The 24,568-nt window shown below is 72.1% G+C and carries 23 protein-coding genes and 4 pseudogenes; 21 read left to right on the top strand and 6 right to left on the bottom strand.

Annotated elements, in window-relative coordinates; genetic code table 11:
- Window positions 1-52: 52 nt before the first annotated feature.
- From BLW17_RS02905 to BLW17_RS18245, 3 genes are all read left to right on the top strand, one after another.
- The gene (locus BLW17_RS02905; protein ID WP_036734860.1) at window positions 53-1,720 is read left to right on the top strand and encodes a leucyl aminopeptidase; all 1,668 of its coding nucleotides are present in this window, start codon (window positions 53-55) and stop codon (window positions 1,718-1,720) included.
- A gap of 4 nt (window positions 1,721-1,724) precedes the next feature.
- The gene (locus BLW17_RS02900; protein ID WP_036710201.1) at window positions 1,725-2,171 is read left to right on the top strand and encodes a DNA polymerase III subunit chi; all 447 of its coding nucleotides are present in this window, start codon (window positions 1,725-1,727) and stop codon (window positions 2,169-2,171) included.
- Window positions 2,172-2,305: 134 nt separating this feature from the next.
- Window positions 2,306-2,692, top strand: a complete 387-nt coding sequence (locus BLW17_RS18245; protein ID WP_074826050.1) for a DUF6525 family protein — start codon at window positions 2,306-2,308, stop codon at window positions 2,690-2,692.
- On the opposite strand, the gene BLW17_RS02890 is transcribed toward BLW17_RS18245, so the two are convergent.
- Complete coding sequence (locus BLW17_RS02890) at window positions 2,632-3,207, bottom strand: retropepsin-like aspartic protease family protein (protein WP_036734851.1); 576 nt, start codon at window positions 3,205-3,207, stop codon at window positions 2,632-2,634. The genes BLW17_RS18245 and BLW17_RS02890 overlap by 61 nt on opposite strands.
- A 270-nt stretch (window positions 3,208-3,477) precedes the next feature.
- Here BLW17_RS02890 and BLW17_RS18440 point away from each other — a divergent pair.
- From BLW17_RS18440 to BLW17_RS02865, 5 genes and pseudogenes are all read left to right on the top strand, one after another.
- Window positions 3,478-3,639 (top strand): annotated as a pseudogene (locus BLW17_RS18440) (twin-arginine translocase TatA/TatE family subunit); the annotation flags it as partial.
- Window positions 3,640-3,865: 226 nt separating this feature from the next.
- Entirely contained in the window at window positions 3,866-4,495 is a 630-nt protein-coding gene (gene tatB, locus BLW17_RS02880; RefSeq protein WP_074826046.1) for a Sec-independent protein translocase protein TatB, read from the top strand.
- A gap of 3 nt (window positions 4,496-4,498) precedes the next feature.
- Window positions 4,499-5,350 (top strand): twin-arginine translocase subunit TatC, encoded by an 852-nt coding sequence (gene tatC, locus BLW17_RS02875; RefSeq protein ID WP_036734849.1) that lies wholly within the window; start codon window positions 4,499-4,501, stop codon window positions 5,348-5,350.
- Window positions 5,340-6,185 (top strand): ATP-binding protein, encoded by an 846-nt coding sequence (locus BLW17_RS02870; RefSeq protein ID WP_036734847.1) that lies wholly within the window; start codon window positions 5,340-5,342, stop codon window positions 6,183-6,185. The genes tatC and BLW17_RS02870 overlap by 11 nt, the downstream gene beginning before the upstream one ends.
- Before the next feature lie 139 nt (window positions 6,186-6,324).
- Complete coding sequence (locus tag BLW17_RS02865; protein WP_074826044.1) at window positions 6,325-7,686, top strand: FliM/FliN family flagellar motor switch protein; 1,362 nt, start codon at window positions 6,325-6,327, stop codon at window positions 7,684-7,686.
- An 883-nt stretch (window positions 7,687-8,569) separates the two neighbouring features.
- Here the strand turns inward: BLW17_RS02865 and BLW17_RS18910 are convergent.
- The 3 genes and pseudogenes from BLW17_RS18910 to tldD all read right to left on the bottom strand — a co-directional run.
- Window positions 8,570-8,740, bottom strand: a pseudogene (locus tag BLW17_RS18910) (DprA-like winged helix domain-containing protein); the annotation flags it as partial.
- Between the two features lie 447 nt (window positions 8,741-9,187).
- Window positions 9,188-10,075, bottom strand: a pseudogene (dprA, locus tag BLW17_RS17600) (DNA-processing protein DprA); the annotation flags it as partial.
- A gap of 100 nt (window positions 10,076-10,175) precedes the next feature.
- Window positions 10,176-11,594: a metalloprotease TldD gene (tldD, locus tag BLW17_RS02855; RefSeq protein ID WP_036735491.1), complete on the bottom strand. Its 1,419-nt coding sequence runs from the start codon at window positions 11,592-11,594 to the stop codon at window positions 10,176-10,178.
- 168 nt (window positions 11,595-11,762) lie between these two features.
- Here tldD and coxB point away from each other — a divergent pair, with 168 nt between their 5' ends.
- From coxB to BLW17_RS02800, 11 genes are all read left to right on the top strand, one after another.
- Window positions 11,763-12,665: a cytochrome c oxidase subunit II gene (coxB, locus tag BLW17_RS02850; RefSeq protein WP_036735489.1), complete on the top strand. Its 903-nt coding sequence runs from the start codon at window positions 11,763-11,765 to the stop codon at window positions 12,663-12,665.
- A gap of 4 nt (window positions 12,666-12,669) precedes the next feature.
- Entirely contained in the window at window positions 12,670-13,617 is a 948-nt protein-coding gene (cyoE, locus tag BLW17_RS02845; RefSeq protein WP_036735487.1) for a heme o synthase, read from the top strand.
- Window positions 13,617-13,919 (top strand): hypothetical protein, encoded by a 303-nt coding sequence (locus BLW17_RS02840; RefSeq protein WP_052176552.1) that lies wholly within the window; start codon window positions 13,617-13,619, stop codon window positions 13,917-13,919. The genes cyoE and BLW17_RS02840 overlap by 1 nt, the downstream gene beginning before the upstream one ends.
- The gene (locus BLW17_RS02835) at window positions 13,916-14,512 is read left to right on the top strand and encodes a cytochrome c oxidase assembly protein (protein WP_052176550.1); all 597 of its coding nucleotides are present in this window, start codon (window positions 13,916-13,918) and stop codon (window positions 14,510-14,512) included. The genes BLW17_RS02840 and BLW17_RS02835 overlap by 4 nt, the downstream gene beginning before the upstream one ends.
- 87 nt (window positions 14,513-14,599) lie before the next feature.
- Window positions 14,600-15,418 carry a cytochrome c oxidase subunit 3 gene (locus BLW17_RS02830; protein WP_036712090.1) on the top strand — a complete coding sequence of 273 codons (819 nt, stop codon included), beginning with the start codon at window positions 14,600-14,602 and terminating at the stop codon, window positions 15,416-15,418.
- Between the two features lie 81 nt (window positions 15,419-15,499).
- Complete coding sequence (locus tag BLW17_RS02825) at window positions 15,500-16,180, top strand: SURF1 family protein (RefSeq protein WP_036735480.1); 681 nt, start codon at window positions 15,500-15,502, stop codon at window positions 16,178-16,180.
- Entirely contained in the window at window positions 16,180-17,571 is a 1,392-nt protein-coding gene (gene thrC / locus BLW17_RS02820; protein WP_036735478.1) for a threonine synthase, read from the top strand. The genes BLW17_RS02825 and thrC overlap by 1 nt, the downstream gene beginning before the upstream one ends.
- Window positions 17,568-18,833, top strand: a complete 1,266-nt coding sequence (locus BLW17_RS02815; protein WP_036735475.1) for a M16 family metallopeptidase — start codon at window positions 17,568-17,570, stop codon at window positions 18,831-18,833. The genes thrC and BLW17_RS02815 overlap by 4 nt, the downstream gene beginning before the upstream one ends.
- Window positions 18,833-19,417 (top strand): GNAT family N-acetyltransferase, encoded by a 585-nt coding sequence (locus BLW17_RS02810; RefSeq protein WP_036703866.1) that lies wholly within the window; start codon window positions 18,833-18,835, stop codon window positions 19,415-19,417. Before BLW17_RS02815 ends, BLW17_RS02810 begins: the two co-directional genes overlap by 1 nt.
- Window positions 19,418-19,469: 52 nt before the next feature.
- Window positions 19,470-20,867: an FAD-binding oxidoreductase gene (locus BLW17_RS02805; protein WP_036735473.1), complete on the top strand. Its 1,398-nt coding sequence runs from the start codon at window positions 19,470-19,472 to the stop codon at window positions 20,865-20,867.
- A gap of 124 nt (window positions 20,868-20,991) precedes the next feature.
- Window positions 20,992-21,459 (top strand): PACE efflux transporter, encoded by a 468-nt coding sequence (locus tag BLW17_RS02800; RefSeq protein ID WP_342027519.1) that lies wholly within the window; start codon window positions 20,992-20,994, stop codon window positions 21,457-21,459.
- Here the strand turns inward: BLW17_RS02800 and BLW17_RS02795 are convergent.
- Together BLW17_RS02795 and BLW17_RS02790 are read right to left on the bottom strand one after the other, a co-directional pair.
- Complete coding sequence (locus tag BLW17_RS02795) at window positions 21,456-22,004, bottom strand: adenine phosphoribosyltransferase (protein ID WP_036703864.1); 549 nt, start codon at window positions 22,002-22,004, stop codon at window positions 21,456-21,458. The two genes, BLW17_RS02800 and BLW17_RS02795, sit on opposite strands and share 4 nt — an antisense overlap.
- Entirely contained in the window at window positions 22,001-22,597 is a 597-nt protein-coding gene (locus tag BLW17_RS02790) for a flavin reductase family protein (RefSeq protein ID WP_036737059.1), read from the bottom strand. The genes BLW17_RS02795 and BLW17_RS02790 overlap by 4 nt, the downstream gene beginning before the upstream one ends.
- A 474-nt stretch (window positions 22,598-23,071) precedes the next feature.
- Here BLW17_RS02790 and BLW17_RS02785 point away from each other — a divergent pair.
- Together BLW17_RS02785 and BLW17_RS02780 are read left to right on the top strand one after the other, a co-directional pair.
- Window positions 23,072-23,545 (top strand): annotated as a pseudogene (locus tag BLW17_RS02785) (GNAT family N-acetyltransferase); the annotation flags it as partial.
- 179 nt (window positions 23,546-23,724) lie between these two features.
- A complete protein-coding gene (locus tag BLW17_RS02780; RefSeq protein WP_081969278.1) occupies window positions 23,725-24,549 on the top strand; it encodes an EcsC family protein in 825 nt (274 codons plus the stop codon).
- Window positions 24,550-24,568: the final 19 nt, after the last annotated feature.

Genomic DNA, 24,568 nt, shown 5'->3' with positions numbered 1-24,568 from the left:
CCCGGCGCGGGGCTAGGCTCGCCCCCGCTCCCCAATCGAAGGCCTGTCCGTGATGACCCATCCCGTCGAAATCCGCTTCATGCCGGCCGCCGGGGCCGATCTCTCCACCCGCGGCGGACGGGTCGTCCTGCTCGTGGACGAGCGCGGCCAGCCGCCCAAGGGCCTCGCCCCGGCGCTGCGGCGCGGGATCGCCCGGGCGCTCGGGTCGAAGGCCTGGGCCGAGGTCAAGCCGGGCGCGGCGATGGACCTCGCCTTCCCGGCCGGGATGGAGGCCGAGGCGGTGCAGCTCGTGCACATGCCGCGCAAGGCCGATGCGGCGACGGCGCGCAAGGCGGGCGCCGCGATCGGCGCGCGGATGGGCAAGGGTGAGGTCACGGTGCTCGCCACGGGCCTCGCCTCCGGGCAGGACCGGATCGCCGACCTCGCGCTCGGGATCGCGCTCAGGGGCTATGATTTCTCGGTCTACAAGTCGCGTCCCGCGCGTGAGGACGACTCGGCGACCGACGCGCCGAAACCCGGCGCAAAGGCCGGGCGCAAGGGCGCGCCGGCGGCCGATGCCCCGGCCGAGATCCCGCAGTCGGTGACCCACGGCGCCGCGGACGACGCGCGCCTGGCCGACGGCGGCGCCGATGCGCCCGCGCCTGCGGCCCCCGCCGATGCGGCCCCGGCGCCCGAGCCGGACAAGGCCCGCGTCACCCTGCTCTGCGATGACCCCGAGGCCGCGGCCCGCGCCGCCGCCGATGGCGCGGCGCTGGCGGAAGGGGTGTTCTTCACCCGCGACCTCGTCAACGAACCGGCCAACGTCCTGACCACCAGCGACTTCGCCGACCGCCTGCTCGCCATGCGCGAACTCGGGCTCGAGGTCGAGGTGCTCGACGAGGACCAGCTCGCCGAACTCGGGATGCGGGCGCTGCTCGGGGTGGGGCAGGGGTCCGAAAGCCCCTCGAAGGTCGTGGTGATGCGCTGGCAGGGCGGCGGCGAGGCCGCGCCGCTGGCGCTGGTCGGCAAGGGCGTCGTCTTCGACACCGGCGGCATCTCGATCAAACCCGCTCAGGGGATGGAGGAGATGACGATGGACATGGGCGGCGCGGGCGTCGTCGCGGGGGTGATGCGCACCCTCGCGCTGCGCCGGGCCAAGGCCAATGTCGTGGGCCTCGTCGGGCTGGTCGAGAACATGCCCGATGGCCGCGCCCAGCGGCCGGGCGACATCGTGCGCTCGATGAAGGGCGACACGATCGAGGTCATCAACACCGACGCCGAGGGCCGGCTCGTGCTCGCCGACGTCCTCTGGTACGCGCAGGAGCGGTTCGCCCCCGCGGCGGTCGTGAACCTCGCCACCCTGACCGGCGCGGTCATCATCGCGCTGGGGCACGAGAACGCCGGGCTCTTCTCCAACGACGACGGGCTGGCCGCGGACCTGCTGTCCGCCGCCGGGGCCGAGGGCGAGGGGCTGTGGCGGCTGCCGCTGTCGCCGGCCTATGACGAGCTGATCAAGTCGCGGCTGGCCGACATCAAGAACACCGGCGGCCGCCCGGCGGGGTCGATCACCGCGGCGCAGTTCCTGCAGCGGTTCATCCGCAAGGGGATGCCGTGGGCGCATCTCGACATCGCCGGGGTGGCGCTGCCGCCGGGTGAGACTGCGCTAGCGCCCAAGGGCGCGACGGGGTGGGGGGTGATGACGCTCGACCGGCTGGTGCGGGACCGCTTCGAGGCGAAGTGACCGGGTGGGCAGCGCGCTCTTCTATCACCTGACCCGCTCGGCCGCCGAGCAGCTTCTGCCGGTGCTGATCGGCAAGTCGCGGGCGGCGGGCTGGCGGGTCGAGCTGCGCGGCACCGACGCGGGCCGCATGGCGCGGCTGGACGAGGCGCTGTGGCAGGGCGAGGGGTTCCTGCCGCACGGGCTCGCCGGTGGGCCCCATGACGCGCTGCAGCCGGTGCTGCTGACGGTGGCGGGCGGGGCGTCCGCGGGGGCGGCCTGCCTGATCGCGCTCGACGGGGCGGCGCTCGAGGCGGCGGAATGCGGCCCGGCCGAGCGGGTGTGCATCGTCTTCGACGGCAATGATCCGGCCGCGCTCGAGCAGGCGCGCAGCCAGTGGCGGGCGCTGACCGGGGCCGGGGTCGCGGCGGAATACTGGTCCGAGGAGGACGGCCGCTGGGCGCGCAAGCGCTGAGGCGGGGCGACGTTTGTGCAGGCGGGCCGGGCGAGGGATGGCCCAGCGTCGAAGCGATCGGCGACTTGCAGGGGAGGCTGGACCCGGTCTGATCGCTGTGTGATATGTTATACTATCACTAAACGACAGATTCCATGCCGCTGCCCCGATCCAACCTCGGCCAGACCCCGTTCCGCGGCCGCCACCGCGCCGCCGATGCGATGCGCCACTATGATGCGCTGCCCGAGGCGCTGCGGCGCTGGCTGGCGCAGGCGGTGCTGCCGTGGTCGCCCGGCTCGTGCCTGCGCATCTGGCGCAAGGCCAAGGCGCGGGGTGAGGCGGAGCCGGTGATCCTCGCGCGCCTCGACGCCTGCGAACGCCGGATGCTCATCCAGATCCCCGCCGACCCCGCCGTGAGCCGGTCCCACGGCCAGCTCGCGGTCCAACCCCGCCGGTCCGCCCCGCGGGCGCCGACGCCCGCTCAGCGCTCGAGCACCAGCCTGTCGCCCTCGAACCCGACCCGGGCGAAGCGGCGCAGATAGTCCATGCCCATCAGCGAGCGGTCGATCTCGCCGCCGATCACCATGGCGGTCACGCCGTGATCCTCGATCTCGCCGATCCGCACGCTCTCCAACCGCACCGTCGCCGTGGGCACGATGCCGTTCGCCGTCTGCGCCTGCCCGGCGAAGGCCAGGCGGTCGGCGTCGATCCCGGCGCGCCCCGCGTCGCGCAGGCTCAGCGCCAGCGACGAGGCGCCGGTGTCCACGACGAAGCGCACCGGGGCGCCGTTGATCTCGGCGGTCAGGTGGAAATGGCCGTCGCTGCCGAGCGGCACCTCGATCCTCCCGCCATCCAGCACCTCCTGCCGCGGCATCACGTCGCGGCGGATGTCGTCCCAGAGCCCTGCGGCGGCGATCAGTCCGACGAAGATCAGCCCCCAGGCGAGGATCCCGCGCGAGGTGCTGCCCGCATCGCGGCGGAACTCGACGAACAGGAAACCGCCGACCGCGACGAGCAGCAGCGCGAGATGGGCGAAGCGGGCGAGGTCGGGGCTCATCGGGCAACTCGCGGCAGGACACGGGGCGGAAAGGGGCGGGACGGGGCGCGGGGCGCGGTGCTGCCAATCTGGGGTGTGCGCCCCGGTTTTGCCAGCGTTCCGCGCCGCTTGCTGGGGCCCGACCGGTGGCGCCCGACCCCCTCCGCTCACCCAGCGTTGAGGCCTGCGGGGCGATTCAGACCTTTCGGACGCCGTCCCGTCCGCTTATATCCGCAAGAGCGGCCGCGCGCGCCGCAGCGGGCCCACGCCCGACTAAACCGGAGAGAGACGATGCACGCACCTTCCCCCATGGCGCTTCTGCTGATCGCCATCGTCGTCCTGGTCCTGTTCGGCCGGGGCAAGGTTTCCTCGCTGATGGGCGAGGTCGGCAAGGGCATCACCGCCTTCAAACGCGGGGTCCGTGACGGCGCCGACGAGGTCGAGCGCACCGTGGACACCGCCACCGACCGCGCCGCGATCCGCGCCGACCGCAGCGCCGACGATCTCGAGGCCGCTGCCGCCAAGGCCCGCGCCGAAGCCGACCGCATCCAGGCCGAGGCCGATGCCGCCCGCGCCCGCCGCGCAGCCGAGCTGCGCGACGTGACGCCGCGCGACGCCGACCGCCTGTAACTGCACGCAAAAGCGGGTCGGCCGCGCCGACCGGGGCTGGGTTCGCATCATGTTGGACGTTGGCTGGACCGAACTGCTGCTGATCGGCGTCGTGGCGCTGATCGTGATCGGTCCCAAGGACCTGCCGGTGATGTTCCACTCGCTCGGGCGCATCACGGCCCGCGCCCGTGGCATGGCGCGCGAGTTCTCGTCGGCGATTGAGGACGCGGCCAAGGCCTCGGGCATCCACGAGGCGACACGCGAGATTTCCGACCTCAAGAAGATGGCCTCGCCGCGCGGTCTGGGACTGGACGCGCTGACCCGCGCCGCCGACAAGTTCGAGAAATGGGACCCGCTCGAGCCGGTGCGCGACGCCACCTCGGCGGTCCCTGACCCGGCCGCGCCTCCGCCTGCCGCTCCGGCTGCGACGACTTCGACCTCGGCTGCCTCTGCATCTGCCGCGGCCTCGGTCAGCCCGGCGACGTCCGCGACCCCCGCAGCCGGCTCCGTCCGCCCGGCCAGCGCCGCGCCCGGCAGCACCGTCTCGGGCCTGGGCCTCGGCCTGCCCGATCCCGCTCCCGATGCCCGTCCGGCGCCGTCTGCCGTGGCGACCGCCTCGGCCGCCTCGGGTGCCCCCGGACCCGCACACCAGCCCGGCGCGCGCCGGCTTCACGCCGTGCGCCGCAGCGACCGGAGCTGACCTTTGGCCCAACGCCCCGACGAGATCGACGACAGCTCGGCCCCGCTGATCGAGCACCTGGCCGAACTGCGCACCCGCCTGATCTGGTCGGTCCTCGCGTTCGTCGTGGCCGCGATTTTGTGCTATTTCATCTGGCAGCCGGTCTTCAATTTCCTCACCCAGCCGATCTGCGGCGCGCTGGCCAAGCGCGGGCAGGAGTGCGGGCTGATCATGCTCAAGGTGCAGGAAGGCTTCTTCCTCGCCATGCAGATCGCCATGTTCGGCGGCTTCATCCTCGCCTTCCCGGTGATCGCCTACCAGCTGTGGCGGTTCATCGCGCCGGGGCTCTATCGGTCCGAAAAGCAGGCGTTCCTGCCGTTCCTTATCGCCTCGCCGATCATGTTCGTGCTGGGCGCGTCGTTTGCCTATTTCATCATCCTGCCCTGGGCCTTCGACTTCTTCCTCGGGTTCCAGAGCGGGCCGCTGCGCCTGCCCGACGACCCCAAGGTGCCGGTGCCGGCCGACCCCAAGATGGCCGGGATCGTGTTCCAGGGCTCGATCAGCGAATACCTGTCGCTGACCACCAAGTTCATCCTCGCCTTCGGTCTGTCGTTCCAGTTGCCCGTGGCACTGACGCTGATGGGCAAGGCGGGGCTGGTCTCCGCGGCCGGTCTGGGCGCGATGCGGCGCTATGCGGTGGTGACGATCCTCGTCCTTGCCGCGATGGTGACGCCGCCCGACGTGGTCAGCCAGATCGTGCTCTTCACGGTGATCTACGGGCTTTACGAGGTCGCCATCCAGCTCGTGAAGCGGATCGAGAAGAAGCGCGAGGCCGAGCTGCGCGCCGAAGGGTTGTGGGTTGAGGATGAAGACTGATCCCGCGGCACTCGAGCGGATCGCCGACGCGCTCGACCGCCTCGCCCCGCCGCCCGCCCCGCCGCCGAGCTTCGCCGAGGCCGACGCCTATGTCTGGCACACCGCCCCCGACCGGCTCGAGCCGGTCGCGCGGGTGAACCGGGTGCCGCTCGACCAGCTCGTGGCGATCGACCGGGCGCGGGACACGCTGCTCGCCAACACCCTGCAGTTTGCCCGCGGCCACGCCGCGAACAACGCCCTGCTGTGGGGCGCGCGGGGGATGGGAAAATCTAGCCTCGTCAAGGCGGTGCACGCCGAAGCCGTGGCGCAGGGCTTGCCCTTGGTGCTGGTCGAGATCGCCCGCGACGACCTCGATTCGGTCAGCCGGCTGCTCGGGATGCTGGGGGCGTCCGACCGCCGCTTCCTGCTCTTTGCCGACGATCTGTCGTTCTCGCACGACGACGCGCAGTACAAGTCGCTCAAGGCGGTGCTGGACGGGGGCCTCGCCGGGCGGCCGCCGAACGTGGTGCTGTATGCGACCTCGAACCGCCGCCACCTGATGCCGCGCGAGATGATCGACAACGAGCGCGCGAGCGCCATCCATCCCGGCGAGGCCGTCGAGGAGAAGGTGTCGCTCTCGGATCGTTTTGGGCTGTGGCTCGGGTTCCACCCCTGCGGGCAGGACGAGTTCTTGGCGATGATCGACGGCTATTGCGCCGCCTACGGGCTGGCCGTGGACCCCGAGGTGCTGCGCGCCGAGGCGATCGAGTGGCAGGCGACGCGCGGCGCCCGCTCGGGCCGGGTGGCGTGGCAGTTCTTCACCGACCTCGCCGGGCGGCACGGGCTGGCGATCTAGCCTCTGCCCTCGGGTCCGGGCCGCGGTAACCGCTTGGCAAGGTTTCCCTGTCAGTCTGACCGCGGAACCTCAGCGATTCGGGCAGGGCATGGCAGCGGCAGGGCAGAGTTTGACGGCGGGACAGCCCCCCGGCGGATCGGTGCTGCGGCGCGCCCTCGCCGCGCGCCGGGCCGTGCGGGGCAAGGGGGCGAGCGCGCCCGAGGCCGACCCGCCCCGGATCGTCGCGGGGCCGCGCCCGCCGGACCGCGCCGTGGCCGCCGCCATCGCCCGCGCCGCCGACCGCATCCACGGGCTGGCGGTGTTCTTCGACAAGGTGACGACCGGCCACGCCGAACTGGCCGAGATCCCTGAGCTGCTGCCCGAGCAGCCGCTGATCTCGGTGGTCGAGGGGCCGGGCGACCGGCTCGGCGCGGTGGCCATGGACAGCGGGCTCCTGACCTCGCTGATCGAGATGCAGGCGCTGGGGCGCGTCTCGGCCCGCCCCGCCGTCGCCCGCCGCCCGACCCGCACCGACGGGGCGATCTGCGCCGATTTCGTCAGCGCCTGCCTTGCCGAGCTCGAGGCCGAACTGGCCGGCCAGCCGGGGTTCGAGGGCGTCGCGGGGTTCCGCTACGCGAGTTTCCTCGACGACCCCCGCCCCCTCGCGCTGATGCTGGAGGAAACGTCCTACCGCCTCGTCACGGTCACGCTGCGCGCGGGCGACGCTGGCGAGCGCGACGGGACGCTGCTGCTCATCCTGCCCCACGCCCCGCCGCGCGCCTCTGCACCCGCGCCCGCCACGGACGCGCCGGCGGCGAGCGCGCCGGCGGCCCCCGCCCGCGGCCCCCTGGCCGAGGCCGTGCGGCAGGCTCCGATCGAGCTGACCGGCGTGCTCTGCCGCCGCCAGATCACGCTCGGCGAGTTACGCGCGCTCGGCCCCGGCGACCGCATCGCGCTGCCGCCGGGGGTGCTCGAGCAGGCCACGCTCGAGACCGCCGCCGGTCAGGTGGTCTTCCGCGGCCGCCTCGGCGCCCTCGGCGGCCACCACGCGCTGCGCCTGCGCCACGGCGACGTGCGGCCGGGAGCGGGTGGGGGTGGCGCGGGGGTCGGGGCCGGAGGTGGCGAGCGAGGCGAGGCCACCCGGGCGGGTGCTGGCTCGTCGGGCGGCCCGGCGGCTGCCTTTGGGGCGGAGAACGAGGGCGGGGTGGGGTGGTCCGCGGTGGGCTGCGGCGCGGCCGATAGCGGGGGTGGCGGGACTGGGGACGCTTACAGCGCGACGCTTGGTCAACCGGCGGAGGCGGGGTGGGCCGGAAGAAGCGGCGGTCCTGACGGGGCGGACAGCAGGTTCACCGTACTCGCGGCCGAGTTGCCGATACCGGACCTCGACGCGCCCGACCCGTTTCGTCCCGGCGTCGGTGCCTCGGACGGCTTGAGTTGGAGCGCTCAGGACGAGATGGGCGACAGTGACACGACCGACGGAACGTGGCCGAGCGCCGCGCCGCCGTCGGTGTCGATTGGTTGAGGGTATTGCGAGGTAGGGGCGGGGCGCCGTGCCTTACCTGGTCCAGCTCGGGTCGGGTGACGGCGCCCAGCTGACCTAGAACCGAGCGTTTCGTTGGTGTCCACGACTTCATCGCGCCGCGGCTGGCGGAGACGGTGAGTGAGCGGGGCAAAATACCCCGACCGACGGCACGCCGAATCTGCCCGCGGCGATCGCGGGCTGGATCCCCCGGCGCCACGGCTTAGACGAGGGCCCAGAGCGGATTCGCGCGCTGAAAGGGACCCGCGGGGAACTGGATAGGTGAGGCCGACGAGATTTCGGCATTAGGCTGTGGTGTGGTCTGACAGAGATCACTTCGACGCGCTCCACGCGGAGCTTCAGCAACGGCTGGTCGCGGCGCTTGCCGTCGCGGGCTCTGCGGACTGCCGGATGCCGCCAGGTTTCTGGTCGAGACCGTGGTCATGTCGCTGCTGGCGGCCGTGCTGTTCGGCACGCTGCTGGTGCGGGGGGCGCGCGGGACATCCCACGCGCCATCCTGACCAAGGTGACGCTTGGCGTGCGGTTCGCTCGCTCTCGAGGTTTTTGGCCAAGTGCATGGCTTCCAACGCTTTCGCCATGGTGCGGGCGGCCAGCTTCGGCTTTATCCGCCAGCTTCGACATCATCGATGCCCTGCCTTTGCTCGTGGCAGGGGCACAACTACCAACGCCTCCATAGCCCCACACCGTCACCCGACTATCGCCCGCGTCCACCGGCTATCTCCCACCGCCCCGCAACCCGGCTTTCCGCACCGGCTGCCTGTTTCCGGCTCGACCCGGTCGCCGTTCCGACGTCGGTGCAGCGCACAGATCGCGCTGCGCTGCCACCGCTTAGCAAACCCAATACCGCGAGACCCTTAAACGCGACTCAGTCCAGCAGGGCCACCCGGCTGCCGGGCATCCGCACCAGCCGACCGTCCAGCTCGAGTTCGAGCAGCAGGGGGGCCAGCCGGGCGGCCGGGACGGAGAGCAGGCGGATGAGGCTGTCTTCGTCGGTGGGCGATGGGCCGAGGAGGTTGATGAGGCGCTCTTTCAGCGTTGTTTCTGAGTCCTCGCCGATCTCGCGGGGACCGCCGCGGGCAGCGGAGGGGTAGGCGGTGTTGAACGACGGCGGGGCGCTACGCCGATGTGACTGGGGCCCATCCGCCGTCGCGCCGGGTGCTGTCGCGTCTCTATCCACAGCGCTCGGCTTCCCATACGTACCCCCCGATGCGGGACGGTCGCGCTTCGTCGTGTCGTCCTTTACTCTCGCACCTCGTGCGGTGGGTGGAAGCACGGCCGATGGCGGCGTCGCTTCGGCCGACTCGACGGCTCGGAACGACGGACGGGACGAGCGGGACCGTGCCGCCCCAGCGCCGCCCTCGCGGGACAGTCCTTCCCCAACGCCGCCCTTACGGGACCGTGCCTCCGCATCCCGACCCTCGCCGGCCCCAACCTCCACCCCCGCACCATCGCCAACCCCGCCCCCCACCGCCCCCGCCTCGATCCCCACCGCCGCCAGCACATCCGCCGCGCTGCGCACCAGCGTCGCGCCGTCGCGGATCAGGGCGTTGCAGCCGCCGGCGCGGGCGTCGAGGGGGTGGCCGGGGACGGCCATCACCTCGCGCCCCTGCTCGGCCGCGCAGCGCGCGGTGATTAGGGTGCCGGAACGGTGCGCGGCCTCGACCACCACCACGCCGGTGCAGAGGCCCGAGACGATCCGGTTCCGGGTCGGGAAATGCCGCGCCACCGGCTCGAGCCCCGGGGGCTGTTCGGTGACAAGGCACCCCGCCGCGCGGATGCGCTCGGCCAGGGCGCGGTTCTCGGCCGGGTAGATGCGGTCGATGCCGCCGGCCAGCACGGCGATGGTGCCGGCAGCGCAGCTCGCCTCGTGCGCGGCGGTGTCGACGCCGCGCGCCAGGCCGGCGGTGACGCCGATCCCGGCCTCGGAGAGCGCCAGCGCCAGCCCGCGCGCCATCCGCAGCCCCAGCGACGAGGCGTTGCGCGCCCCCACCACCGCGATCAGCGGGCGGGCGAGCGCGCTGACCTCGCCCTGCACCCAGAGCGCGGGAGGGGCGTCGGGAATCTCGCGCAAAAGCGGGGGGTAGCGGGGGTCAGCGAGGGTGATCAGCTCGGCCCCGAGGCGGCGGCCGGCGGTGATCTCGGCAGCGGCGACGCCCTCTGGGCAGGGGGCGTAGCCCTCAATCCCCGCGGCGGCGGCGATGTCGGGCAGCGCGGCAAGCGCGGCGGCCGCGCTGCCGTGGTCGGCGATCAGCCGGTGAAAGGTTGCCGGTCCGACCCGGCGCGAGCGGATGAGGCGAAGCACGGAGAGATCGTCTTCCCTCGTGGTGGGTGGGGTGTGGGGGGGAGCGAAGGAAACCGATCGCACAACCATCCCGAGCCTCGCCTCATCCTGCGAGGACTCATCGCACGGAAGGGTTAACGGATGGTTAGCGGCACACGGCCCGGCGCGAAAAATCCGCCCGCGCGCCGCGTCAGGCCGCCGAGCCGCCCACGGTCAGCCCGCCGATCAGCAGCGTCGGCTGGCCCACGCCGACCGGCACCCACTGGCCCTGCTTGCCGCAGTTGCCGACCCCGGGGTCGAGCGCCAGGTCGTTGCCGATCGCGCGGACGTGCTTGAGCGCGGTGGCCCCGTCGCCGATCAGCGTGGCGCCGCGAATCGGTTCCTGCACCTCGCCGCCGCGGACGCGGTAGGCCTCGGTGCAGGAGAACACGAACTTGCCGTTGGTGATGTCCACCTGCCCGCCGCCGAAGCCCACGGCGTAGATGCCGTCCGCGAGGCCCGACAGGATCGCCGCCGGGTCGTCGGTCCCCGGCTCCATCATGGTGTTGGTCATCCGCGGCATCGGCGCGTGGGCGTGGCTTTCGCGCCGGCCGTTGCCGGTGGGCGCGACCCCCATCAGCCGGGCGTTCTGCCGGTCCTGCAGGTAGCCGACGAGGATTCCGTCCTCAATCAGCACGTTGCGCTGGGGCGGCGTGCCCTCGTCATCGACGGTGATCGAGCCGCGGCGGTCGGGCAGGGTGCCGTCGTCCACCACGGTCACGCCAGGTGCCGCCACCCGCTGGCCCATCAGCCCGGCAAAGGCCGAGGCGCCCTTGCGGTTGAAATCCCCCTCAAGCCCGTGGCCCACCGCCTCGTGCAGCAGGATGCCCGGCCAGCCCGGCCCCAGCACCACGTCCATCACCCCGGCCGGGGCGGGGACCGAGCGCAGGTTGACCTCGGCAATCCGCAGCGCCTCGCGCACCAGCCCCTGCCAATGCGCGGGCGCAAGCAGCAGCCCGAGCGCGTGCCGCCCGCCGCCGCCGGCGGTGCCGGTCTCGCGCCGGGTGTTCGATTCGAGGATCACCGAGACGTTCAGCCGCGCCATCGGCCGGATGTCGGTCACGATCCCGCCCTCGGGGCGCAGGATCGCCACCTCTTGCAGCGAGGACGCCATCGAGGCCGACACCTGCACCACCCGCGGGTCGAGGTCGCGGGCGAAGGCGTCGATCTCGCGCAGCAGCGCCACGCGGTCGGCGAAGGCGATTCCCTCGACCGGGTCGATCCCGGCGTAGAGCGCGGGGCCGGGGCCGGCGGGCGCCGGGCTCAGCACATGGCCGCCCGCGCCCACGGCCAGGCGCGCGGTCGCCGCGGCATCCTGCAGCGCGGCCAGCGAAATCTCGGTGGAGTGGGCGAAGCCCGTGACCTCGCCCCGCACGGCGCGCAGGCCGAACCCCTGGCTCGCGTCGTAGCCCGCGTTGCGCAGCCGCCCGTCGTCGTAGACCAGCGCCTCGCCGCGGACGCGTTCGAGGAACAACTCGCCGTCGTCGGCCCCCGCCACCGCCTCGCGCAGGATGGCAAGTGCGCGGTCGGGATCGAGCAGGTCCTCGAAGGGGGCGAAGGGCGCGGTCATCGGGCGACGGAGGTAAGGGTTTTCTCGTCCCGAGTCGATAGCTAGGCTTGCCGGGTGCAAGCAGATATGGTTGTGACAGGACTGCCGATGCGCTGCGACCAGAGGCCGCAGACGCGGCGGGGGACGCGGCCGCGCGGGCGGCGAGGGACAGTGAACGGGAAACGAAGAATGGCAAACTGGGCAACGGGCCGGATCACGGCGGCGCTGACGGCCGCGGGTGCAGTCGCTGCGCAACTCGCGATGGCCGGCACGGCGGCGGCGCAGGACGTGCTGGGGGACCTGCCGGTGATCGGCAAGCCGCTGGCGGGCGGGATGAACTTCCAGCCGGCGTCGAGCCCGCTTGCGCACGACCAGCAGTGGCTGGACCACTTCGTGCTGATGATCATCACCGTGATCACGATCTTCGTCTGCGCCCTGCTCGTCTGGTGCATCGTGCGGTTCAACCGCCGCGCCAACCCGGTGCCCGCGCGCTTCACCCACAACACCCCGGTCGAGGTGCTGTGGACGCTCGTCCCCGTGCTGATCCTGCTGACCATCGGCATCTTCTCGCTGCCCGCGCTGTTCCGCTCGCAAGAGATGCCGGCCAACCCCGATCTCGTCATCAAGGCGATCGGGCACCAGTGGTACTGGTCCTATGAATACCCCAACGACGCCATCGCCTTCGACGCGCTGATGCTGGCGCGCGAGGAACTCGCCGACCACGGCTACGCCGAGGACGAATACCTGCTCGCCACCGACAACGCGGTGGTGGTGCCGGTCGGCAAGACGGTGCTGATGCAGGTGACGGCGACCGACGTGATCCACTCGTGGACGGTCCCCGCCTTCGCGGTCAAGCAGGACGCCGTGCCGGGCCGGATCGCCCAGCTGTGGTTCTCGGCCGACAAGGAAGGCATCTACTTCGGCCAGTGCTCGGAGCTCTGCGGCATCAACCACGCCTACATGCCGATCGTGGTGAAGGCCGTCAGCCAGGAGAAGTATGACGCCTGGATGGCCGAGGCCAAGACCACCATGGCCGCCGACGCCGGCGCCGTGCTGCCCCCGCAGCCGGTCCGCGTGGCGCAGGCCGACTGAGCCGGTGACCGACGTTCGGGCATACGAGGGCGCCGCGGCGCCCGCCACGGCCGCCTCCGGCGCGCCCGAGGCCGAGTTCGGCGACTATGTCGCCCTGCTCAAGCCGCGGGTCATGTCGCTGGTGGTGTTCACCGCCTTCGTGGGGCTGTTCGTGGCCCCCGTCCACGTCGATCCGTTCATCGGTTTCTGCGCGGTGCTGTTCATCGCGCTGGGCGGCGGGGCGTCGGGTGCGCTCAACATGTGGTATGACGCCGACATCGACGCGGTGATGCACCGCACCCGCAAGCGGCCGATCCCGGCCGGGCGGGTCGGGCGCGACGAGGCGCTGGGCGTCGGGCTGTTCCTGTCGGGCCTCGCCGTGGTGATGCTCGGGCTGGCCGCGAACTGGTTCGCGGCGGCGTTCCTCGCCTTCACCATCTTCTTCTATGCCGTCCTCTACACGATGTGGCTCAAGCGCTCCACGCCGCAGAACATCGTCATCGGCGGTGCCGCGGGGGCGTTCCCGCCGATGATCGGCTGGGCCTGTGCGACCGGCGGCATCGGGATCGAATCGCTGCTGATGTTCGCGCTGGTGTTCTTCTGGACCCCGCCGCATTTCTGGGCGCTCGCGCTGTTCATGAAGGAAGATTATCACGCCGCGGGCGTGCCGATGCTGACCGTGACCCACGGCCGGCAGGCGACCCGGCGCCACATCTTCGGCTATACGCTGGTGCTGGCCGGGTTTGCGTTGGCGCTGGGGCTGACCTCGATCGGCGGGCCGATCTACCTCGCCACCGCGCTGGTGCTGAACGCGCTCTTCATCCGGGGCGGCTGGGTCATCCTGCGCCGCAGCGAAGCGCAGGCGACCGCGGACCACTATCGCGCCGAGAAGTCGTTCTTCCGCCTGTCGCTCATCTACCTGTTCGCGCATTTCGCGGCGCTCGCCGTGCAGGCGATCGTGGGGACATGGTGATGGCGCTGCATCCCGAACACGAGCTGCACCGCCGCCGCAGCGGCCGGAACGTCGGGCTCGCCCTCGTGCTGGTGGCGTTCGTGGCGCTGGTGTTCGGGCTGTCGATCGCCAAGATCAAGCAGGGCGACCTGATGCAGGCCTTCGACCACCGCCCGCGTGCCACCGCACTGCCGGCCGAGCCGGGGTTCACCGGCGGCGGCCCGGCCGCCAATCCCGTGGCCGCGCCGGGCACCCCGGCCGCCGCGCTGTCGAACGCCCGCGTGCCCGCCGCCCCCGCCGCAACGCCCGAGGTGAAGCCGTGACCGCGCCCGAATCCCCCCGCAAGCCCGACAACGCCCGGCTGGTCCGCCGGCTGGTGGCGGTCGTCGTGGTGATGGGCGCGCTGTCCTGGGCGGCGGTGCCGTTCTACTCCTGGTTCTGCCAGGTGACGGGCTTCGCCGGCACCACCCAGGTCGCCACCAAGGGCGCCGACCGGGTGCTCGACGACATGGTGACCGTCCGCTTCGATGCCAACGTGATGCCGAACCTCGGCTGGACCTTCCGGCCCATGCAGACCGAGATGAAGGTCCGCATCGGCGAAACCTCGATGGCCTTCTACGAGGCCGTGAACACCTCGGACGAGACCGTCACCGGCACGGCGAGCTACAACGTCAGCCCCGACGCCGCCGGCTATTTCTTCGAAAAGATCGCCTGCTTCTGCTTCACCGAGCAGACGCTGGCGCCCGGCGAGCGGATCGAGATGCCGCTGACCTTCTTCGTCAGCCCCGACATGGTCGACGACCGCGACGCGGGCCGCATCCGCGACATCACGCTCAGCTACACTTTCTTCCGCTCGGACGCGCAGAAATCGGCCAGGGCCGACGTCGCCGCGCCTCCGGCCACCGCCCAGAACTGAACCGCCCAGAACTGACCTGCCCAGAACTGACCCGCCTTCGCCTGAACCACGCCTGATCTGAACGACACCCCGGGGAGAGCCGACGACATGGCCCACGCCAAGAACCACGACTACCACATCCTGCCGCCCTCGGTCTGGCCGTTCTTCGGCGCCATCGGTGCCTTCGTCATGCTGTCGGGGGCGGTGTTCTGGATGAAGGGCATGACCCACCTGGGCCTGCCCGCCTGGACGCAGTTCGCCATCGGCCTGCTCATGGTGCTCTACACCATGTACGGCTGGTGGGCGGACGTGGCGCACGAGGGCAACACCGGCGACCACACCCCGGTGGTCCAGATCGGCCTGCGCTACGGCGTGATCCTGTTCATCATCTCCGAGGTGATGTTCTTCGCCGCCTGGTTCTGGGCGTTCTTCAAGAACGCGCTCTACCCGATGGGCGAGATGAGCCCGATCAAGGACGGCGTCTGGCCGCCCGAGGGCGTCGTGACCTTCGACCCGTGGCACCTGCCGCTGATCAACACCCTGATCCTGCTGCTCTCGGGCGTCGCCGTGACCTGGGCGCACCATGCCCTCGTGCACGAGAACGACCGCAAGACCGCGCTGCGCGGCACCGTCGTCGCGGTGATCCTGGGGATCTGCTTCACCCTGCTGCAGGCCTATGAGTACAGCCACGCGCAGTTCGGCCTCGCCGACAACGTCTATGGCGGCGTGTTCTTCATGGCGACCGGCTTCCACGGCTTCCACGTCATCATCGGGACGATCTTCCTCGCCGTCTGCGCGATCCGCTTTGCCCGCGGCGAGATGGACTCGGAAAACCACATCGGGTTCGAGGCCGCCGCCTGGTACTGGCACTTCGTTGACGTGGTCTGGCTGTTCCTGTTCGCCTCGATCTACGTCTGGGGCCGCTGAGCCCGCATCCGCAAGACCCCACGGCGCGCGGGCCCCAACCTCGCGCGCCGTTGCCTTTGCCGCCACCCGGACCCTGAGCCCATGCGCCGCTGGCTGCTGCCCCTGATCCTCGGTCTGATCGTGACCGGCGTGCTCGCCAGCCTCGGGGTCTGGCAGATGCAGCGCATGGCGTGGAAGAACGACCAGCTCGCCACCATCCAGCGGGGGATCGAGCAGACGCCGGTGCCGCTGCCGGCCGCCGTGGACCCGTCGATGAAATACCGCCCCGTCTATGTGGACGGCACCACTACGGGCGATGAAATCCTCGTGCTCTCGGGCACCCGCGACCTCGGCGGCGGCTACAACGTCGTCTCGGCGTTCCAGACCGCGGACGGGCGGCGGATCATGGTGGACCGCGGCTTCATCCCGCAGGACGACCGCCGAAAGCCCCGCCCGCCGGTGGCGCTGACGGTGGCGGGCAACCTGCACTGGCCGGACGAAAAGGGCTCGGCCACGCCCGAGCCGGACCTCAAGGCCGGGATCTGGTTCGCGCGCGAGGTGCCGCGCATGGCCGCGCATCTGGGGACCGAGCCGGTGCTGATCGTGGCCGCAGCCGTGCGCGGCGACGCGCAGGGGGTGATGCCCATGCCGCTCGACATCACCGAGATTCCGAACAACCACCTGAGCTACGCGATCCAGTGGTTTTCCTTTGCGGCGATCTGTCTCGGGATGACAATCGCGCTGGTCTGGCGTATCCGGCGCCCGATAACCCGAGGGGACTGATGCGCTATATCTCCACCCGCGGGCAGGCCCCCGCCTTGCCCTTTGCCGAGACGATGCTGACCGGGCTCGCCCGCGACGGCGGCCTGTATGTCCCCGAGACGGTGCCCCAGATGGACGCCGCCGCCATCGCCGCGCTCGAGGGGGTCAGCTACGAGGAGGCCGCCTTCCGCATCGTCCAGCCCTTCGTCGCGGAAAGCTTTTCCGAAACCGAACTGCGCGAGGCGATCCGCCGCGCCTATCAGGGCTTCGGCCACGCCGCCCGCGCGCCCTTGGTGCAACTCGCCCCCGGCCATCACCTGCTCGAGCTGTTCCACGGGCCGACGCTGGCCTTCAAGGACTTCGCCATGCAGCTGATCGGGCAGCTGTTCCAGATCGCGCTGGCGCGCGAGGGGCGGCGGATCACCATCGTCGGCGCGACGAGCGGAGACACCGGCTCGGCCGCGATCGAGGCGTTCCGCGGCCTGCCCAACGTGGACGTGTTCATCCTCTACCCGCACGGTCGCGTCAGCGCGGTGCAGCGCCGGCAGATGACCACGCCCGACGATGCCAACGTCCATGCGCTCGCCATCGACGGCACCTTCGACGACGCGCAGGCGCGGCTAAAGGACCTGTTCAACGACCATGATTTCCGCGACGGCGTGGGGCTCGCCGGCGTCAACTCGATCAACTGGGCGCGGGTGCTGGCGCAGGTCGTCTATTACTTCACCGCCGCAGTCAGCCTCGGCGCGCCGCACCGCAAGGTCAGCTTCACCGTGCCGACCGGCAATTTCGGCGACATCTACGCGGGCTCGATCGCCCGCGCGATGGGGCTGCCGGTCGAGCGGCTGGTGGTGGCCACGAACCAGAACGACATCCTCAACCGCGCGCTGACCTCGGGCGACTATCGCGTGGGCCGGGTCGAGCCGTCGATCTCGCCCTCGATGGACATCCAGGTCAGTTCCAACTTCGAGCGCGCGCTCTTCGGCGCCTATGACGGCGACGGGGCGGCGGTGGCGCAGCTCATGGCCGAGCTGTCCGGGCAGGGCGGCTTCGCCATCAGCCAGGGCGCGCGCGAGCATCTGGCCGAGATCTACGACTCGGGCCGGGTGTCCGAGCCCGAGACGCTCGCCACCATCGCCCGCGTCCGGGCCGAGACGGGCGAGATCGTCTGCCCCCACACGGCCGTGGGCATCAAGGTCGCCGACGATCACCGCGTGGCCGGCACGCCCATGATCACGCTCGCCACCGCCCACCCGGCCAAGTTCCCCGACGCCGTCGAGCAGGCGATCGGCCTCAGGCCCCCGCTGCCGCCGCACATGGCGCGGCTGATGGACCTGCCCGAGCGGGTCACCCGGGTTGAAAACGACAACGCCGCGCTTAAGTCGCTGATCCTTGAACGGAGAACGGCTTGAGCGACATTCGCATCACCACCCTGACCAACGGTCTTCGCATCGCCACCCGCCGGATGGAGGGGCTGCACTCGGCCTCGGTCGGCGTCTGGGTCACCGCCGGCGGGCGCGACGAGCGCGCCGAGCAGAACGGCATCGCCCATTTCCTCGAGCACATGGCCTTCAAGGGCACGGCCCGGCGCTCGGCCCTGCAGATCGCCGAGGCGATCGAGGACGTGGGCGGCTACATCAACGCCTATACCTCGCGCGACACCACCGCCTATTACGCCCGCGTGCTGGCGGGCGACGTGCCGCTGGCGCTCGACGTGCTGGGCGACATCGTGCTGAACCCCGCCTTCGACGGGCGCGAGATCGAGGTCGAGCGCGGGGTGATCCTGCAAGAGATCGGCCAGAGCCTCGACACGCCCGACGACGTGATCTTCGACTGGCTGCAAGAGGCCGCCTATCCCGGGCAGGCGATGGGCCGGACCATCCTCGGCCCGGCCGAGCGGGTCTCGGGCTTCTCGCGCGACGACCTCGCGGGCTTCGTGCGCGAGCATTACGGTCCCGGCCAGATGATCGTGGCCGCCGCGGGCGCCGTCGATCACGACACGCTGGCCCGGCAGGCCGAGGTGATCTTCGGCCACCTCGCCCCCGTCACCGATCCGGGGCGCGAGCCGGCCCGCTGGCAGGGCACCGAGGCGCGGCGCGTCAAGCGGCTTGAGCAGGCGCATTTCGCGCTGGCGTTCGAGGGGCCGGGCTACCTTGCCCCCGATTTCTACGCGGCGCAGATCTGGACCTCGGCGCTCGGGGGCGGGATGTCCTCGCGCCTCTTCCAGCGCATCCGCGAGGAACGCGGGCTCTGCTACACGATCTTCGCCCAGTCCGGCTTCCACGACGACACCGGCATGGTGACCGTCTACGCCGGCACCTCGGGTGAGCAGTTGGCCGACCTCGCGCATCTGACCATCGACGAGATCCGCCGCTCGGCTGATGAGATGACCGAGGCCGAGGTCGCGCGCGCCAAGGCCCAGCTCAAGGCCGGGCTGCTGATGGGGCTGGAAAGCCCCTCGGGGCAGGCCGAGCGCATCGCCCGGGCGCTGGCGATCTGGGGCCGGGTGCCGGATGCCGAAGAGGTGGCGCAGCGCATTGACGCGGTGACCGCCGCCGAGGTCCGCGACCACGCGGCCGGGCTGATCGCCGCGGCCCGCCCGGCGCTGGCGCTCTATGGCCCCGTGCGCCGCGGCCCCTCGCGCGAGGCGCTGGCCGAGCGGCTCGCCGCCTGATGTTCCTGCGCCGCAGCCCCGCGCCGCGGCTCGAGACCGAACGGCTGGTGCTGCGCCTGCCCGCGCATGGCGATTTCCCGGCGTGGTCGCGGCTGCGGGCCGAAAGCCGCAGCTTCCTGACCCCGTGGGAGCCGGCGTGGCACGAGGGCCACCTGTCGCGCCGCGCCTTCGTCAACCGCGTCTACTGGGCCGCGCGCGCGAGCCGCGGCGGCACCGCGCTGCCGCTGTTCCTCGTCCGCCACGACGGGGTGCTGGTGGGCGCCGTGACGCTCGACAACATCCGCCGCGGCCCGGCGCAGATGGGGACGCTCGGCTACTGGGTCGGCGCCCCGTTCGCGCGCCAGGGCTACATGCGCGAGGCGCTGGCGGCGGTCGTGGGCCACGCCTTCGGCACGCTGGACCTGAGCCGGATCGAGGCCGCCTGCCTGCCCGAGAACGCCGCGAGCCGCGGGCTGCTCGAGCACTCGGGCTTCAAGTACGAGGGCGTCGCGCAGTCCTATCTGCAGATCAACGGGCGCTGGCGGAATCACGTCCTCTACGCCAACCTGCGCGGCGACCGGCGCGGCCGGACCGAGGTCCGGTAGGGGGCCGTGGGCGCTGCCCCGGACGGTTGCCGGGAGATTTGGGCAGGATGACATGACGCGAGAGCCCGCCGACGACCGCCTGGCCGCGACCCTGCCCCCCGGGGTGCTGCGCCCGGTCGAGGACCGCTATCTCGACGACCCGCGCGGGCGCTATCTCGGCCGCGGCGGGCTGGTCGCCGCCCCCCGCACGGTCGAGGAGGTCGCGGCCGTGGTGCGCGCCTGCGCCGCCGCCCGCGTCGGCATCGTGCCGCGCGGCGGCGGGACCGGGCTCGTGGGCGGCTCGGTCATGCCGGACGGCCCCGCGCCCCTGATCCTGTCGCTCGAGCGCATGGCCGCCGTCCGCGCCGTCTGGCCCGCCGAGGATGTGCTGGTGGCCGAGGCCGGCCTGACCCTCGCCGCGGTGCAGGAGGCCGCCCGCGCCGCCGGGCGGATGTTCCCGCTGGCGCTGGCGAGCCAGGGGACGGCGCAACTGGGCGGCGTGCTGGCCGCCAACGCCGGCGGCACGGCCGTCTTGCGCTGGGGCAACGCCCGCGCGCTCTGCCTCGGGATCGAGGCGGTGCTGCCGGACGGGTCGATCCTGCACGACCTCAAGCGGCTCAGGAAGGACAACACCGGCTACGCCCTGCGCGACCTTTTGATCGGGGCCGAGGGCACGCTGGGCATCATCACCGCCGCGAGCCTGCGGCTGGCGCCGGTGCCCGCCGGCGTGGCGACGGCGATGCTCGCCGTGCCCGGCCCGGCCGAGGCGCTGCAGTTGCTCGCGCTGGCGCAGGGCCGGCTCAGCGGCTGCGTCACCGCGTTCGAGCTGATCGCGGGGCAGGGGCTCGCCTTCTTGGCCGAGGTGCTGCCCGCCATCCGCCAGCCGCTGCCCGGCGCCCCGTGGTCGGTGCTGCTGGAACTGTCGCTGCCGCAGGGCCTCGACCCCGACGCGGCGCTCGAGGGGCTGCTCGCGGACGCGATGGAGGCCGGGCTCGTCACCGACGGCGCGCTCGCCCAGACCGGCGCGCAGGCGGCCGAGTTCTGGTCCCTGCGCGAGCATCTGCCCGAGGCCAACCGGCGGATCGGTTCGATCTCGTCGCACGACATCAGCCTGCCGCTGTCCGAGATCCCGCGGTTCCTCGACGATGCCGGCGCCATGCTGGCCGCGATGGGCGACATGCGGATCAACGCCTTCGGCCATCTCGGCGACGGCAACCTGCATTACAACGTCTTTCCCGCCCCCGGCCGCCGGCGCGACGACTACGACGCGCTGCGCCCCCGCATTCAGGAGGCCGTGCACGCGATGGTCGTCGCGCGCGAGGGCTCGTTCTCGGCCGAGCACGGGGTGGGCCGCCTCAAGACCGCCGATCTGGCGCGCTGGGGCGATCCGGCGCGGCTGGCCGCGATGCGGGCGATCAAGGCGGCGCTCGACCCGCCGGGGATCATGAACCCCGGCGCGGTGCTGGGTTGAACCGGGGCGCAGGGGCCGGTATCCGGGCCGCGACAGGACGACCTGTTGCCCGAACCGGGCCGCGATTGCCGGGACGACCCGCCTGACAGACGGAGCGCCTGCCGTGCCCAGCCTCGATTCCCCCGTGTCCCCCGCCACCGCCCCCGCGCCCGTCATGCGCACCACCCCCGACCGCATCCGCCACGCGGTGCTGTTCGAGATCGTCGGGCTGGTGTTCCTGATCGGCGGCGGCTGGCTGATCACCGGGTTCGACCTCGGCGCGCTCGGCGTGGTGGGGGTCGTTTCGTCGGTCGTGGCGACGATCTGGAACTATCTCTACAACCTCGGCTTCGACCACGCGCTGCGGCGCCTGCGCGGCAGCGTGGTCAAGACGCACCCGGTCCGCGCGCTGCACGCGGTGCTGTTCGAGGCGGGGCTTCTGGTGATCCTGCTGCCCTTCGTGGCCTGGGTGCTCGGCATCAGCCTGTGGCACGCCTTCCTCTTCGACCTCGGGGTGGCGGGCTTCTACGTGGTCTACGGCTACCTGTTCAACTGGGCCTACGACCGCATCTTCCCGCTGCCCGGGATGCCCGGCCACGCCGCCGCGGGCTAGTGGCCGTCGAACTCGGTCAGGGCGTGGACCTCGACCCCCGCCGCCTCGACCACCGCGCGACCGCCGAGCTCGGGCAGGTCGATCACGAAGGCCGCGCCCACCACCTCGGCCCCGAGCCGGCGGCAGAGGTCGATCGCGGCCTGCGCCGTGCCGCCGGTCGCCAGCAGGTCGTCGACGATCAGCACCCGCTCGCCGGGCTTGAGCGCGTCGTCGTGGATCTCCATCACCGCCTCGCCGTATTCGAGCTGATAGGCCTGGCTGATCACCGTGCCGGGCAGCTTGCCCTTCTTGCGGATCGGCACGAAGCCGGTGGTGAGCTGATGCGCCACCGCGCCGCCGAGGATGAAGCCCCGCGCCTCGAGCCCCACGACCTTGTCGATCGGCACCCCCGCATAGGGCGAGAGCAGCTGGTCCACCGCCATGCGGAACCCGCGCGCGTCGGCGAACAGCGTGGTCACGTCGCGGAACACGATCCCCTCGACCGGGAAATCGACGATGCTGCGGATGTAGTCCTTGACGGTCTTTTGCGGGCGCAGAGAGGTCATGCGGGGCGGTCCATCGAGAAGGTGTCGGTGACCACGCAATAATCGTTGTGGCCCAGCCGCGCGAGCCACCCTGTCGCCGGACGGAAGATCCCGTTCCTCAGGCAATCGGGGCGGATGTGGACCCCGGTCACCACCCCCAGCACGACGTGGTTGGCCTCGCCGGCCTGGCGGATGATCCGCGTCGCGCGGCACTCGATCGAGGCCGCCGCCTCGGCCACCCGCGCGCAGTCGATCGTCTCGCACGGCAGCGCCGTGACCCCGGCGAGGTCGAACTCGCTGACCCCCGCCGGCTGCGCCGAGGTCGAGGCGTTCATCGCCTGCGCCAGCGCCCCATCGGCGATGTTGATGCAGAAGACCCGCGATTCCGCGACCTGCGCCACGGTGTCCTTGGTCCCCGGCCGGTCGGGCTTCGCCCCGGTCGAGGCGAACATCACCTGCGGCGGCACATAGGCGGTGGCGTTGAAGAAGGAATAGGGCGCGAGGTTGTCGCCCAGCCGCCCGCGGGACGAAATCCAGCCGATCGGGCGCGGGGCGACGATGGCGTTCCACGGGTTGTGGGGCAGGCCGTGGCCGGCCTCGGGGCGGTCGAACATCGGCAGGGCCTCCTCGGTTCGGGTGGTGGGGCGGGGTCGGCGGCAGGGCGGTGCGTGGGGGCAGGGGGCCGTGCACCGGCCGCCCGCGTCCAGCCCGGCCCTTGGGTCAGCCCGGCCGGCGGCATCCTGCCCGGCCCGCCCCCGCGCCGCAAGCCGGAGTGCGTTGGAACCCGCGGCCACGCTGTCGCAACCCGCCCCGCGCCGCCGTTCGCACCGCCCCCAACCGCCGCGCGTCAGCTCGCCATCCGCCTGACCCCGCCCCTGCGCCCAACCCCCAGGGCACTCTCGCCCTCATCGCATGGCAACCCGCCGAGCGCTCCAGCCGACAGCGCCGCACCGCGCGCCCCCAACCCGCCGCACCGCGCCCCCTCATCCCGCACACGCAGTTTTGCCGTTCAAAGCCGCGGCTGTGGATGTTAACCCGCGGCGGTGCGGCGCCTGCCGTCCCCTCCTCCCTGCCGAGGGCCGTTGCCGATGTATGACCTCTGCCCCGAAACCGATGCCGACGCGCCCGAGGTCGAAGCGCTGCTCGACCTGTGTTTCGCGCCGGGGCGCACGGCGCTCTCCTCCTATCGCCTGCGCGACGGGGTGCCGCCGGTGCCCGAACTCTGCCTCACCCTGCGCAGCGACGACACGCTGGTGGCGGCGATCCGCTATTGGCCGGTGCGGGTCGGCGGGCGCTCGGTCCTGCTGCTCGGCCCGGTGGCGGTGCACCCGACCGCGCAGGGCGAGGGGCTGGGCGGGCTTCTGATGCGCGAGAGCCTCGCCCGCGCCCGCGCGATGGGCTGGGGGCGGGTGATGCTCGTGGGCGACGCGCCCTATTACCAGCGCTTCGGCTTTGCCAAGCTCACCGGGGTGGAGATGCCGCCGCCCACCAACCCCGACCGGGTGCTGGGTCTGGAACTTCGCCCCGGCGCCTGGGTTGGGGTCGCGGGCGCGGTGACGCGCGAAACCCGGCCCGACGTGCTGGCCGGGCTGGCCGAGATCGAGGACACACCCGAGATGCGTTCGTCCTGCGTCGAGGTCGAGGCCCCCGAGGCCTCCCACGCCACCCCGGCGGGGGCCGCGCGCTCTGCCCGCTCAGCCTGACACCACCGCCAGACCGACCGCCCGAGGAGAGAGACACAATGCCCGCAAGCTCCGTATCCCGCCGCCAGGCCGTCCTGCCGCCGATCGACGACCCGTCGGTCCACGTCCAGATCGACAAGCTGGCGCGGCGCTACGTCGATGCCGGCGGGATGGGCATGGACATCCTCGCCCGCATCGGCGGTAGCGCCCAGGGGCTGATCGAGCGGCTGCCGGGCTTCGTGCGCGGGCGGCTGGACGACATCGCGCTGGGGGCGCTGAACGGAGCCTTCGGGGCGGCCAGCCGGTCGCGCAACTACGTCCGCGACCGCGGCGACTGGTTCAACCGCCTCGCCTCGACCGTCTCGGGCGCAGCGGGCGGGGTCGCGGGGCTGCCGGGGGCGATGGTCGAGCTGCCGGTGACGGTGACGATGCTGCTGCGCGCCATCCTCGACATCGCCGAAGAGCACGGCTTCGACACCTCCAGCGAAGAGGTCCGGTCCGAGGCGCTGCGGGTCTTTGCCGCCGCGGGGCCGATGTCGGACGACGACGGCACCGACCTCGGGCTGCTGGCCGCGCGGCTGTCGGTCACCGGCCAGACGGTGCAGACGCTGATCGCCCGCATCGCGCCCCGCTTTGCCGCGGTGCTGGGTCAGAAGCTCGCGGCGCAGGCGACGCCGGTCTTCGGGGCGCTCGCCGGGGCGTCGATCAACTATACCTTCACGCGCTATTATCAGGAGATCGCGCGGGTCCATTTCGGCGTGCTGCGGCTGGCGCGTGAGACGCGGCTACCGCGCGAAGCGCTGACCGAGGCGCTGCGGCTGCGGATCGAGCAGTTGCAGGACGCCGACATCGTCCGGCACGCCCGCCGCGCCTCGGGGCGCTGACGCTGGGGGCAGTGAGGCT

This window comes from Paracoccus sanguinis, assembly GCF_900106665.1.
Lineage (GTDB): Bacteria > Pseudomonadota > Alphaproteobacteria > Rhodobacterales > Rhodobacteraceae > Paracoccus > Paracoccus panacisoli.
Note: the sequence above shows the minus strand (reverse complement) of the source record. Positions and strands in the feature narration are given on the sequence as shown.

Excerpts from the sequence above, each read along its gene's own strand:
- BLW17_RS02905 (WP_036734860.1), top strand. The coding sequence starts at position 53 with ATGACCCATCCCGTCGAAATCCGCTTCATGCCGGCCGCCGGGGCCGAT.
- BLW17_RS18245 (WP_074826050.1), top strand. The coding sequence starts at position 2,306 with ATGCCGCTGCCCCGATCCAACCTCGGCCAGACCCCGTTCCGCGGCCGC.
- BLW17_RS02890 (WP_036734851.1), bottom strand. The coding sequence starts at position 3,207 with ATGAGCCCCGACCTCGCCCGCTTCGCCCATCTCGCGCTGCTGCTCGTC.
- tatB (WP_074826046.1), top strand. The coding sequence starts at position 3,866 with ATGTTGGACGTTGGCTGGACCGAACTGCTGCTGATCGGCGTCGTGGCG.
- BLW17_RS02870 (WP_036734847.1), top strand. The coding sequence starts at position 5,340 with ATGAAGACTGATCCCGCGGCACTCGAGCGGATCGCCGACGCGCTCGAC.
- tldD (WP_036735491.1), bottom strand. The coding sequence starts at position 11,594 with ATGACCGCGCCCTTCGCCCCCTTCGAGGACCTGCTCGATCCCGACCGC.
- coxB (WP_036735489.1), top strand. The coding sequence starts at position 11,763 with ATGGCAAACTGGGCAACGGGCCGGATCACGGCGGCGCTGACGGCCGCG.
- BLW17_RS02840 (WP_052176552.1), top strand. The coding sequence starts at position 13,617 with ATGGCGCTGCATCCCGAACACGAGCTGCACCGCCGCCGCAGCGGCCGG.
- BLW17_RS02830 (WP_036712090.1), top strand. The coding sequence starts at position 14,600 with ATGGCCCACGCCAAGAACCACGACTACCACATCCTGCCGCCCTCGGTC.
- BLW17_RS02825 (WP_036735480.1), top strand. The coding sequence starts at position 15,500 with ATGCGCCGCTGGCTGCTGCCCCTGATCCTCGGTCTGATCGTGACCGGC.
- thrC (WP_036735478.1), top strand. The coding sequence starts at position 16,180 with ATGCGCTATATCTCCACCCGCGGGCAGGCCCCCGCCTTGCCCTTTGCC.
- BLW17_RS02810 (WP_036703866.1), top strand. The coding sequence starts at position 18,833 with ATGTTCCTGCGCCGCAGCCCCGCGCCGCGGCTCGAGACCGAACGGCTG.
- BLW17_RS02805 (WP_036735473.1), top strand. The coding sequence starts at position 19,470 with ATGACGCGAGAGCCCGCCGACGACCGCCTGGCCGCGACCCTGCCCCCC.
- BLW17_RS02795 (WP_036703864.1), bottom strand. The coding sequence starts at position 22,004 with ATGACCTCTCTGCGCCCGCAAAAGACCGTCAAGGACTACATCCGCAGC.
- BLW17_RS02790 (WP_036737059.1), bottom strand. The coding sequence starts at position 22,597 with ATGTTCGACCGCCCCGAGGCCGGCCACGGCCTGCCCCACAACCCGTGG.
- BLW17_RS02780 (WP_081969278.1), top strand. The coding sequence starts at position 23,725 with ATGCCCGCAAGCTCCGTATCCCGCCGCCAGGCCGTCCTGCCGCCGATC.